This window comes from Haloimpatiens myeolchijeotgali, assembly GCF_042688525.2.
Taxonomy (GTDB): domain Bacteria; phylum Bacillota; class Clostridia; order Clostridiales; family Clostridiaceae; genus Haloimpatiens.
In genome coordinates this window covers 1,951,559-1,963,645 of record NZ_JBHWAB010000001.1, presented here as the reverse complement: position 1 = coordinate 1,963,645, position 12,087 = coordinate 1,951,559, and the positions used below count along the sequence as shown (strand labels likewise).

Below are 12,087 nucleotides of genomic sequence, written 5' to 3'. Positions count from 1 at the left end.
AGATCACTCTCAAATAATTTGAACTTATAACATATACATACTATCATTTTTTTCTTATTGTGTAAATACTTAGCTAGTAAATATGGGGACGGTTCATTATTTCTTGCTTTAAATCTAAGCTAAAAATAATGAACCGTCCCCAATTTTTTATCTAAATTTTAAAAGATTTATCTTTGAATAGTCAACATTGCCTTCTTCATCAACAATATTTTCATTAGCATGAACACATTCTACTTTTCCTATGAACATCTCATGAGAACCTGTTTTTATAGAATCTACAACAGTACATTCTATATTTACAGGACAATCTAATAATAATGGAGCGTTAACCTTTTCCCCATCGCCTACATTCATTCCTATTTTAGCTAGCTTGTCCTCATCTCTACCACTATGAGTTCCAAGATATGCATATTGTTTTTTTAATTCCTCTGAAACTAGATTAACAACAAATACTCCTGTTTCTTTAACCATATGATATGAATGACGGCTAGGAACTATCCCTACCATAACCATTGGCGGATCAAAACTACAGTTACATGCATATTCAACAGCTAATGCATTATTATTTCCTTCCTTATCTCTACAAGATATCAATACATCTGGTGCAGGTTTTAAGCAGCTTTTAGCTTTAGCAGCCTTTTTTTCCATTTGAATCCCTCCATTTCTAAATATTACATGATACATTATATCACAAATTTGAACTAAATAACATATGCCCATTTTAATTTTTCACTAATCGTCCTTTTTTGTATACCAAAAATCATAGATTCCATCGCCATTAGCAATAGTTTTTGTCCTTTTCAAATTTGCTCCCATATATTTTCCCATAACATAATCAAACTTGCACATCTGTGGAACAAGTTCCATCAAATTTTCTCGCTATTATCACATCAATTTCTAAGTAATATAAATCTTAATTATCTAATACTATATCTATGTAAATAAATTTATGAGAAGGTTATATTATGTGGAATGAAAGTTGGACAGTATGTTTAGTTTTAAAATTTATACCTACACATGGAGAATTAATTATATTAGATAAACCTTACAAAAGATTTGATATTAATTTAGTAGACTTTGATAGTGATGGCGTATTAGAAATTATTGCCCATTATAAGTTAAAAGAAAAAATATATACTTTAGTATTAAAAAACTATTACGGAATATGGTATAAAATAGCAAACCATAAGTTGAAAAATCACTCTTCCTTAATACAGAAAAGACAGGAAAGGGAAAAAAATATAAACCTTTATACAGCACGAGTAAAAACTACACAAGGTGAAAAATGGGGCTTTATAGATGACAAAGGAAACTTTATGATAAAACCTAAATATGATTATGCTTATGATTTTCAAGAAAATGGATTAGCTATTGTCGCAATAGGTAATTTATATGGAATTATAGATTCTAGAGGAAATTATATTATAAAACCTAAATATGAAACTATAAATCAATTTTCAGAAGGAAAAGCCATAGTAGTAGATAAAGATATCTTTAAAGTACTAGATGAAAGTGGAAAAGAACTTACTAAAGGAAAATATAATTTTATAGGTAGTTATAATGATGGAAGAGCTTTATTTAGTAAAAACAGCACCGCCTCAGAAGAATTTCTTTATGGATACTTAGATGGAGAAGGAACTGAAGTTATAGATGCTAAATATAAAAACGGCAGTGACTTTCAAAATGGAAAAGCAGTAGTAAAAATCAAAGAAAATGATTATGCAATTATAGATACTAATGAAAAACTCTTAAATTCCTATAAATACTATTATGTAGGAAATCTTAGTGAAGGTATTTTAAGCTTTCAAGAAAATTCAGATAGTAAAGATGGATATATTGATGAAAAAGGAAATATTTTAATCAATCCTCAGTATACTATGGCACTCCCTTTTTTAGAAGGAAGAGCTGTTGTTAATGTTTCTGAAGATATTGAAAATAAATACGGTCTTATAGATAAAACTGGAAAATATATGATAAATCCAAAATACAATGACATAAATCAACTAGGAGAAAATAGAATTGCTGTTGGTAAAGCTTTAAAATCTTCACCTTCTTATTGGAATTCTAAGTACAGTTTATCAGATGACAATGGAAACTTTTTAACAGACTTTGTTTATGATAATATTTCTAATTATGACAAAGGCTTTGCCTCTGTTTATGACAATAAAAATACATTTTTTATAGATAAAACTGGCAAAATCGCAAAAACACTTCCTATTATCAATGGTACTGGTACTTTATCTTTTATAGGTGATTTAATTCAAGCCTTTGTAGATAATAGATTATCGTATTATGATAAAAAAGCAAAATTTTTGTGGACTCAAAACACTATTATTCAGCTTAATAATATTTATAGTGTGCGAGAAGAAAAAGTTAAGCCCAATAAAAATTACTTAGTATATGTACCTCAAATAGAAGGAATTAAAAATATACTTGTTCAAAAAAATATCAATAAAGAGCTAAAAAATTTATCACAAGTTAAGTATATAAACCCTGATAAACAACTTGAATATGGATATGGAGGAGATTTTTCTATACAATTTTTCAAAAAAAATTTATTAGTTTTAGAACTTTATGGCTATGAATTTTATTTCGGAGCAGCTCACGGTATGCCAAGTCGAATTTATCCTCACATAGATTTAATTACAGGAAAATTTTATGAACTTAAAGATTTATTTAAGGAAAATAGTAATTATGTAATGATATTAAGTAATATTATAGAAAAACAAATAAAAACTGATTCTCAATATAACTATATTTATCGCGATGGCTATAAAGGAATAGCCCCTGATCAACCTTTCTATGTAGACAACACCGCATTATATATCTATTTTACACCCTATGAAATAGCACCTTATGCAGCGGGTTTTCCAACTTTTAAAATACCTTATGATGAAATTATAAATATAATTGATACTAAAGGTGATTTTTGGATATCATTTCACTTTTGAAATATGTGAAATATGGGGACGGTTCATTTGAAACATTAGAAATAAAGTGGACGGTTCATTATTTTCTGCTTTAACTTGCAGCTAAAAATAATGAACCGTCCCCATATATTCCTACATATATTCCTATATTCCTATATTCCTAGGTAAAAGTAATAAACCGCCCCTATATATTTTCATATATATTTCCAAGCAAAACTCCATAAAATCTTCTCTATCTAACCTGTCCTTCTCCATAGATGATATACTTTGTAGTAGTAAGTTCATTGAGCCCCATTGGTCCTCTAGCATGAAGTTTCTGAGTACTTATACCAATTTCAGCACCAAATCCAAACTCACTGCCATCTGTAAACCTTGTAGAAGCATTAACATACACCGCAGCAGCATCTACTTCATTTAAAAATTTTTGAGAATTTGTGTAATTTTCTGTTATTATAGCTTCTGAATGTTTAGTACCATATTTGTAGATATGATCCAACGCTTCATCTATAGAATCTACTACTTTAACAGCAAGTATTAAGTCTAAATATTCAGTATGCCAGTCTTCTTCACATGCTGCTTTTATGTTTTTTAGTATAGCTTGAGTTTTAATGCATCCTCTAACTTCCACATTAAGTTCTTTTAACCTTTCTTCTAGTTTAGGTAAAAATTTTTCAGCAATATCTTTATGTACTAGTAAAGTTTCCATAGCATTACATACCGCAGGTCTTTGAGTTTTCGCATTAACTACTATCTCTATTGCTTTATCTAAATCACCATTCTTGTCTACATATATATGACAATTTCCAACTCCCGTTTGAATAACAGGTACAGTGGCATTTTTTACTACGGCATTTATAAGTCCAGCACCACCTCGAGGAATAAGTACATCAATGTATTCATTTAATTTCATCATAATATTTACAGCTTCCCTATCAGTACTATCTATAAAAGTTATACATCCTTTAGGTAGCCCTGATTCTATAGCCGCTTTAGATATTATATTTGCAATAGTTATATTAGAATTTATAGCTTCAGAACCACCTCGTAAAATTACAGAATTCCCTGCTTTTAAGCAAAGAGCAGCGGCATCTACAGTAACATTAGGTCTAGCTTCATAAATCATACCTATAACTCCAAGAGGTACTTTCACTTGACCTATCCTAAGATTATTAGGCCTTTTCCACATTTTATTTACCTCACCAATAGGATCATTAAGTAAAGCTACTTGTTTTAATCCATCAGCCATAGAAACTATTCTTTTTTCATTTAATAAAAGTCTATCTAATAAAGCTTTTGAAAATCCTTTTTCCTTTCCATTTTTCATATCTTTATGATTAGCTTCTATTATAACTTGCATATTATCTATAAGTGCTTTACTCATATTTATAAGAGCAATATTTTTAGTTTGTGTAGATACTGTAGCCATTTTTCTAGATGCAACTTTAGATTCAGATACTTTTTCCAAAACATATTGATAAATATTCATAATTTTCATCCATCCTTTCTTACTATTTTAACTAAGTTTATTTATCTAAAAGTATTACTAAATTATCTCTATGAATTACTTCATCATAATTTTTGTATCCTAATTTTTTCTCTATATGTGAAGAATCTAAGCCTTTTATTAAATTAATATCTGCAGAAGAATAATTTGATATACCATGCGCAATTTTTTTTCCGGATTTATCTACTATACAGACAATAGTTCCTTCATTAAAGTTACCTACTACATCAATTATTCCTTTAGGTAATAAACTGGTGTTTTTTTCAGTTAAAGCTTTTTGTGCCCCATCATCCACAATTAAATATTCTTTAGGCTTAGTACTGAACGCCATCCAATGTTTTTTTGCCTGCAGAGGACGCTTTTCTGCTTGAAAAAAAGTTCCTACTTCTTTTCCGTCTAAAATATCATTTAAAATATTTTCTGAAGAACCATTTACTATAATCATTGAAGAACCAGAGGACATAGCTATTTTAGCAGCACTAATTTTAGTTGCCATGCCTCCCGTACCAAAGTTACTTCCAGCTCCACCAGCAGCATCTTCTACATCCTTTGTAATACATGTTACATATGGTATAAGTTTAGCATTAACATTTTCATTAGGATTTGAATCATATAAACCTTCAATATCAGATAATATTACTAATAGATCTGATTCAGAAAGACTAGAAACCATCGCTGATAAAGTATCATTATCCCCAAATTTAATCTCATCTACTACTACAGCATCATTTTCGTTTACTATAGGTATAACTCCTTGTTCAAGTAATGCAAAAAATGTATTTCTAGCATTTAAAAATCTTGTCCTTTGACAAATATCCTCCCTTGTCAAAAGTATCTGTGCTGTAATTTTCCCATATTCAGAAAATAATTTTTCATACATATGAAGCAACATTCCTTGTCCTACAGCAGCTGCAGCTTGCTTTTCAGGAATAGTTTTTGGCTTTTCTTTAAGTCCTAGTTTTCCTACCCCCGCGCCTATAGCACCTGAGGATACTAAAATTACCTCAATACCTCTATTATGTATATCTGCAATTTGTCTTACCAATTTTTCTATTCTACTTAAATTAAGTAATCCGCTAGAATGTGTAAGTGTAGATGTTCCAACTTTTATAACCACTTTGTGTACACTCGATAAATAATTTTTTCTAATTGTGTTCATTTAGTACGACTATTAATAGAACAACTATTAAGTCTTCCTCCCTTCGATTTATATATAAAAATTAAAAATTAAATTTCAAAATTGCACAATTAATTTTTCATTTACTTTATTTTCATAGTTATCAAATCCATACTCCTATAAATGATATTTAGGTGTAAAATCTATTTAGAACCTACCTATGGTTAAGATTAATATATTTGATTTTTGAGTTTTGTCTATGTATATTTATGCAATTTTCTTAATTTTTAAAATTATATCACATAAAAGTATTATAGTTCAATAAACATTAGTAAAAAGATACAGGAACAGTTAATTATTTTTCCCTTTAACTAAAAAAATATGGGGACGGTTCATTATTTTTTACTTTAAATTACAACTAAAAATAATGAACCGTCCCCATTTTATTATCTTTTATTTATCCATTACAACCTTGTTTCTTCCTGAATTTTTAGCATCATACATACATTTATCTGCTCTATCAAATAACTTGTCAATACTATCTTCACTATTTTCTAATATTCCTGCTCCTCCTAAACTTGCAGTAACAGATATTTTTCCTTTTTCAGTATTTACATACATACTCATTATATTTTTTCTAATTCTTTCTGCTATTACTCTTGCTTCATTTATGCATGTTTTAGGTAAAAGCACTGCAAATTCTTCTCCTCCATATCTACAACACAAGTCAGTTTTTCTAATGGAATTTTTAATACTATTTGCAATACTACATAAAACTTTATCCCCTATTGCATGTCCATATCTATCGTTCACATTTTTAAAATAATCAATATCTATCATAATTGCATATAAACATATATTATTTTTAATACTTTCACCAAACTCTTTTTCTGCGAGTATAAAGAAATGCCGTCTGTTAAATATATGCGTGAGTACATCTTTAGTTGCAAGTTCTTCTAATATTTTTTCTGCACGTTTACGCTCAGTAATATCTCTTATGTATGCTAATGTAGCTAAACTTCCATTATAATTCATTACTGCTGCATTTACTTCTACTTCTAATGTACTTCTATCCTTACATAATAAAATTGCTTCATACCTACTATCAACATTTTTACCTTCTAATCTCTTTTTATAATTTTCTTTGAGCTTACTTCTAAGTTCTGGTACAATATATTCTTCAAAACGTGAATCAACAATTTCTTCGTAAGAACTTTTTAATATTTGTGATAATTTTTTATTTACATATTTAACTGATCCATTTTGTACAATTGCAATACCATCATTTGCAAACTCAGAAACATTTCTGTATTTTTCTTCACTAGCTTGTAAAGCTTTTTCTAGCCTTTTTCGTTCACTAATATCCTCAAAACTCATTATCCACCCTATATGAATTTTATCTTTTTTTAATATGGGTAATATTTTTACATCATATACAAATTTTTTATTATATTTTTCAATAGTTATTTCTGATTTCATGCGTTTAGTATGATCTAAATCAATAAAAATATTTTTAAGGTTATTTAAAACTTCATTAATATGATGTCCTATAATATTTTTAGTGTTACTATTTATTATATTTTTTGCTATTAAATTAATATCAATTACTATTTTGTTAGTATCAAGTACAATTAGACCCATATTCAGTTTTTCAAAAATTACCTCCCTTGCAATTGGTACTACATTTAAAAACTTATACCGATAAATACTAAAAGCTATTGAAATGTTTAAAATAGTAAAAGTAACTGGAACTGGGTCTCTCATAAATTTAGGAGTTAAACCTAATAAAAATAGTATTAAACCCAAAGCTGCAATTGATACTCCAAACAATATAATAATCAACTGTTTACGGTATAAACTGTGTGTACGAATAAAAAATTTAATGAGAATAACAACAAACAAAAAGTACATTATATATCCATATGTAAGATCAAACCATGATGCACTATTTAAATCATATATAAGTGCTGGAATTGGTCCTCCTGTATACATTCTTGCATTTTCTCTAAATAAATTAGTATAATTTGATACTGCTAAAATCCAAATAGTAACTGGCTCAATTGCCAATAAAAAATACTCTTTAAATTTCAAACGTGATTTTTGTCTCGTATACTGCAGTGCAAAACCAAAACAAGCAGTTCCTAATGCTCCTGTAAGCATTTGAATATTATCCCAAAATATTTTTTGCTCTAATCCCTTTGAAAGTACTTCAAATATGTATCCAAAAGACCATAAAACCATTATTAGAGCCATTATAATTAAAAATTCAACTCCAGGAATTAATTTATATTTAAATATATATACAATTATCAGTATAGAAAAAATCAGTGTAATACAAAGTGGTATAGTATACGGCAATGCTTGCCAATTCATCAAAATTCCTCCTAAAGTTTTATATACATTATACTTATATTTTTAATTTATTATAACATATAATTTTAATTATTTTATTGTGAAAAACAGCTTATAATTTTTTCAAAATATGGGGACGGTTCATTATTTCTTGCTCTAAATTATTGGTTAAATTAATGAACCGTCCCCGTGCTTTGCCGTGCTTTGCGCATGCTTTGCGGCTGCTTTATACGTACTTTATATAGACTAAATTTAATGAACTGTCCCCTTATTTCACTCTTAAAATAGTTGAAAGTGCAACTATCTTTATGTATACTATAATAAATGATTTGAAATTCAGTTATCTAGTTTCTTACTTTTAATGTTTACTAATATATCTAAAAATAAATCAATATATTTCATAGAAAACTTGTTCATTTTTTTCTTTACAATATATATTCTTTTAGGGCACGTGAGGTAGAAATTATAAATTTGCATGGTATAATTTTACACCAGCTTATAATTTACTGAATTTACTTAACTTTAAGCCAGTAAACTTTCTGAAAAAATTTATAATTTCTTTAATAATAAAAAATTAATGCTAATAAAGGAGGATTATTAATGTATAGTTTTAAAAACGACTATAGTGAAGGTGCACATCCAAAAATCCTAAATACTCTACTTCAATCAAATATGACCCAAGAAGAAGGATATGGATATGATACACATACTCAAAATGCAATTTGTAAAATAAAAAATCTAATAGGAAATCAAAATATTGATATTCATCTTATATCTGGAGGAACTCAAACAAATTTAGTAGCAATTGGAGCTTTTTTGAGACCTTACGAAGCTTGTATCTGTGTACATACAGGACATATTGCAGTTCACGAAACTGGAGCAATTGAATATACTGGGCACAAAGTAATTACAGTAGATTCAAATGATGGTAAAATAAATGCAAAAAAAATTCAAGAAGTATTAGACCATCATATAGACGAACATGCTGTAAAACCAAAACTCGTATATATTTCTAATCCAACAGAACTAGGTACAATATATACTAAAGAGGAACTTAAAAATCTAAGTGAATTTTGTAACTCAAATAATCTTATCTTATATGCAGATGGTGCACGATTGGGTTCTGCTATTTGTGTTAAAGAAGCTAATCTAACTTTATCTGATATGTGTAAATTCACTGACGCATTTTTTATTGGTGGTACTAAAAATGGAGCTCTTCTTGGAGAAGCCCTAATAATAAAAAATGAAAACTTAAAGGAAGATTTTAGATATCATATAAAACAAAAAGGAGCATTACTTGCTAAAGGTAGACTTCTAGGAATCCAATTTGAAGAATTATTTAGGGATAATCTGTACTTTGAACTTGCAAATCATGCTAATGAAATGGCAAATATTTTAACTAAAGGTTTAAAAGAAGCTAATTGTAAGTTCCTAATAAACTCTCCAACAAATCAAATTTTTCCTATTTTAAACAATAAGATCATTAAAAAACTTCAAGAAAAATTTTCTTTCTACATATGGGAAAAAGTAGATGATAAGAATTCCGCTGTTAGACTTGTTACTTCATGGTCTACTCCAAAAGAAGTTGTGCTTGAATTTATAAATGAATTTAAAAAAATATAAATACAAAGCTTTAGAACAAAAGCACATATTATATATAAAAACTTTCACTTTAATGAAAAATTCTAATTTATTTTCTTAAATATATACTAAAAAATTATATAAAGGGAGATGAACGTAATAAAACATCATATTCTTAGAGAAATAGGTACACTCTATAGGACTATCCATTCTATCGTGGAAGTCAAATTCAAAGAATTAAACTTACAAAAAGGACAATTCATATATATAACTAGAATATGTGAAAATCCAGGAATAAATCTAATTCAACTATCAATCTTACTTAAAGTAGATAAAACAACAACTACTAAGGTTATTCAAAAACTCATAAAAGAAGATTTTGTCCTAAAAAGCAGAGATAACTATGACAAACGTTCATATCAACTTTATCCAACTTCTAAATCTTTGGAAATATATGAAGAAATAATAAAAGAAGAAAATCGAACTATAGAACTATGCTTTAAAGATTTCAATGATGAACAAAAAAAATTGGTATATGAATTAATCAAAAAAATGAGAGAAAATGTAGAAACTGATTGGTACAAACTCAAAAATTATAAGGCATAATTTTAAAAAATGGGGACGGTTCATTCTTTTTTATTCTTTTGTAATTTAAATTACAGTGTAAATTGATGAACCGTCCCCTTAATTTAGGAGGTACAAACTTGAACTTTAAAATAAAAAAATTTAGAGAATTAACAGTTGATGAATTATATAAAATTTTAAGAGTGAGAAATGAAGTATTTGTTATAGAACAAAAATGTCTCTACCAAGACTGTGATAAAAAAGATGAAAAAGCATATCATTTATTTGGTATAGAGAACAATGAAATTGCTGCTTATTTAAGGATTTTAGAAAAAGGAATTTCTTACAATGAAATATCTATAGGACGAGTTTTGGTAAATGAAAAATATCGTGGAAAAGGATTAGCAAGAAAAATATTATTACAAGCTATTGATTTTATAGAAAAAAATTTAAATGAAAAGGAAATTAGAATTTCGGCTCAAAATTATTTAGTTAATTTTTACAAAAGTTTAGGATTTAAAATTATTTCAGACGTATACTTAGAAGATGGAATTCCTCATATAGAAATGATTTATAAAAAATAGTATACTGCTCATTTGCAAAAGTAAGGGGACGGTTCATTACTTTAAACCAAAGCTTAAAGTAATGAACCGTCCCATATTTATCTTTTAGCTTGTCTTATTTTTCTCTTTTAAAATATTCTTCTATGCTTTCAAAACAAGTATTTACCATAAACTCTATCTCTTCTTTATTTATAATGTATGGAGGAATAAAATATAGTATATTTCCTATAGGTCTTAACACTAATCCTTTATTAAGAGCAATCTTGTAAATCTCATAACCTACTCTCATATTCCAAGGATAACTTTCCTTTGTCTCTTTATTTTTTACTATCTCAATGGCTGTTATCATACCTATACTTCTTACTTCACCTACATGCTTTGAAAGTTTTGCCTTTTCCAATGTAAGTTTTCTTATAAGCTCACCTTTTTCTCTATTAGCTTCTATAATATTATCTTCTTCAAATATTTTTAAATTTTCTAAGGCAATTGCACAAGCCATAGCATTACCTGAATAAGTATGACTATGTATAAATAATTTTCGTTCTTCATAATCTCCATAAAAGCAATTATATATTTCATCTGTAGTCATAACTACTGACATAGGCATATATCCACTAGAGATTCCTTTTGAAAGACACATAAAGTCTGGACTAATTTGTGCATGATTACATGCAAACATTTCTCCTGTTCTACCAAATCCTACCGCAATCTCATCTGCAATAAGATGTATATCATATTTATCACAAAGTTTTCGAAGCTTCTTTAGATAGACTGGTGAATAAATCTTCATACCTGCAGCACCTTGAACCATAGGTTCAATTATTACAGCACTTATTTCCTCATGATTTTCAATTATACACTTTTTCATATTCTCAAAGCACTCTGCATTACAATTATCTCTATTTAAACCATATTTACATCTATAACAATCAGGTCCTTCCACTCTTAAAGTATCTAAAAGAAGAGGCTTATATACTTTATTAAATTCATCTATGTCACAAACAGACAAGGCACCTAAAGTCTCTCCATGATATGCATCACTTAAAGCTACAAACCTTTTCTTTTTAGTATTTCCTTTCTGCATATTGTAATGAAAACTCATTTTTAAAGCTATTTCTACTGCAGAGGAACCATTGTCAGAAAAGAATACCTTACTAAGCCTGTCTGGTGTCATCTTTACTAATTTTTCTGCTACTTCTATAGCTGGCTTATTTGAAAAATTTGCAAATATAACATGCTCAATGTTTTCTACCTGCTTTTTTATTGCTTCATTAATTCTTTTATTACTGTGTCCTAAAGTATTTGTCCACCAAGATGATATACAATCTAAATACTTATTTCCCTCAACATCATAAAGCCAAACTCCCTTTCCTTTTTCAATTACTATTGGATTAAATTCTTCATAGTCTTTCATTTGGGAACAAGGATGCCATATATATTTCAAATCTTTTTTTACATAACTATTCATAATTACTT

The 12,087-nt window shown here is 28.0% G+C and carries 10 protein-coding genes; 4 read left to right on the top strand and 6 right to left on the bottom strand.

Going from position 1 to position 12,087, the window contains the following annotated elements:
* Positions 1-147 precede the first annotated feature (147 nt).
* The gene (locus ACFIJ5_RS08755; protein ID WP_379806118.1) at positions 148-648 is read right to left on the bottom strand and encodes a flavin reductase family protein; all 501 of its coding nucleotides are present in this window, start codon (positions 646-648) and stop codon (positions 148-150) included.
* Between the two features lie 84 nt (positions 649-732).
* Positions 733-867, bottom strand: coding sequence for an L-2-amino-thiazoline-4-carboxylic acid hydrolase (locus ACFIJ5_RS08750; protein WP_379806116.1), 135 nt, complete (start codon positions 865-867; stop codon positions 733-735).
* Positions 868-965: 98 nt separating this feature from the next.
* On the opposite strand from ACFIJ5_RS08750, the gene ACFIJ5_RS08745 reads away from it, so the two are divergent.
* Complete coding sequence (locus tag ACFIJ5_RS08745) at positions 966-2,951, top strand: WG repeat-containing protein (protein ID WP_379806114.1); 1,986 nt, start codon at positions 966-968, stop codon at positions 2,949-2,951.
* A 211-nt stretch (positions 2,952-3,162) separates the two neighbouring features.
* On the opposite strand, the gene ACFIJ5_RS08740 is transcribed toward ACFIJ5_RS08745, so the two are convergent.
* The 3 genes from ACFIJ5_RS08740 to ACFIJ5_RS08730 all read right to left on the bottom strand — a co-directional run bounded on the left by ACFIJ5_RS08740 (position 3,163) and on the right by ACFIJ5_RS08730 (position 7,924).
* Positions 3,163-4,416, bottom strand: a complete 1,254-nt coding sequence (locus ACFIJ5_RS08740) for a glutamate-5-semialdehyde dehydrogenase (RefSeq protein WP_379806112.1) — start codon at positions 4,414-4,416, stop codon at positions 3,163-3,165.
* Between the two features lie 37 nt (positions 4,417-4,453).
* Entirely contained in the window at positions 4,454-5,593 is a 1,140-nt protein-coding gene (gene proB, locus ACFIJ5_RS08735) for a glutamate 5-kinase (protein ID WP_379806110.1), read from the bottom strand.
* 411 nt (positions 5,594-6,004) lie between these two features.
* Positions 6,005-7,924, bottom strand: coding sequence for a histidine kinase N-terminal 7TM domain-containing diguanylate cyclase (locus tag ACFIJ5_RS08730; RefSeq protein WP_379806108.1), 1,920 nt, complete (start codon positions 7,922-7,924; stop codon positions 6,005-6,007).
* Between the two features lie 579 nt (positions 7,925-8,503).
* Between ACFIJ5_RS08730 and ACFIJ5_RS08725 the strand changes: the two genes are divergently transcribed.
* The 3 genes from ACFIJ5_RS08725 (at position 8,504) to ACFIJ5_RS08715 (ending at position 10,632) form a co-directional block, all read left to right on the top strand.
* The gene (locus tag ACFIJ5_RS08725) at positions 8,504-9,526 is read left to right on the top strand and encodes a threonine aldolase family protein (RefSeq protein ID WP_379806106.1); all 1,023 of its coding nucleotides are present in this window, start codon (positions 8,504-8,506) and stop codon (positions 9,524-9,526) included.
* Positions 9,527-9,700: 174 nt separating this feature from the next.
* Positions 9,701-10,090 carry a MarR family winged helix-turn-helix transcriptional regulator gene (locus ACFIJ5_RS08720; RefSeq protein ID WP_379806104.1) on the top strand — a complete coding sequence of 130 codons (390 nt, stop codon included), beginning with the start codon at positions 9,701-9,703 and terminating at the stop codon, positions 10,088-10,090.
* A gap of 98 nt (positions 10,091-10,188) precedes the next feature.
* Complete coding sequence (locus ACFIJ5_RS08715) at positions 10,189-10,632, top strand: GNAT family N-acetyltransferase (RefSeq protein ID WP_379806102.1); 444 nt, start codon at positions 10,189-10,191, stop codon at positions 10,630-10,632.
* A gap of 94 nt (positions 10,633-10,726) precedes the next feature.
* Here ACFIJ5_RS08715 and bioA read toward each other — a convergent pair whose 3' ends face one another.
* On the bottom strand, positions 10,727-12,079 hold the full coding sequence (gene bioA, locus ACFIJ5_RS08710; protein ID WP_379806100.1) for an adenosylmethionine--8-amino-7-oxononanoate transaminase: 1,353 nt from the start codon (positions 12,077-12,079) through the stop codon (positions 10,727-10,729).
* Between the last annotated feature and the right edge of the window lie 8 nt (positions 12,080-12,087).

Excerpts from the sequence above, each read along its gene's own strand:
- ACFIJ5_RS08755 (WP_379806118.1), bottom strand. The coding sequence starts at position 648 with ATGGAAAAAAAGGCTGCTAAAGCTAAAAGCTGCTTAAAACCTGCACCA.
- ACFIJ5_RS08750 (WP_379806116.1), bottom strand. The coding sequence starts at position 867 with ATGGAACTTGTTCCACAGATGTGCAAGTTTGATTATGTTATGGGAAAA.
- ACFIJ5_RS08745 (WP_379806114.1), top strand. The coding sequence starts at position 966 with ATGTGGAATGAAAGTTGGACAGTATGTTTAGTTTTAAAATTTATACCT.
- ACFIJ5_RS08740 (WP_379806112.1), bottom strand. The coding sequence starts at position 4,416 with ATGAATATTTATCAATATGTTTTGGAAAAAGTATCTGAATCTAAAGTT.
- proB (WP_379806110.1), bottom strand. The coding sequence starts at position 5,593 with ATGAACACAATTAGAAAAAATTATTTATCGAGTGTACACAAAGTGGTT.
- ACFIJ5_RS08730 (WP_379806108.1), bottom strand. The coding sequence starts at position 7,924 with ATGAATTGGCAAGCATTGCCGTATACTATACCACTTTGTATTACACTG.
- ACFIJ5_RS08725 (WP_379806106.1), top strand. The coding sequence starts at position 8,504 with ATGTATAGTTTTAAAAACGACTATAGTGAAGGTGCACATCCAAAAATC.
- bioA (WP_379806100.1), bottom strand. The coding sequence starts at position 12,079 with ATGAATAGTTATGTAAAAAAAGATTTGAAATATATATGGCATCCTTGT.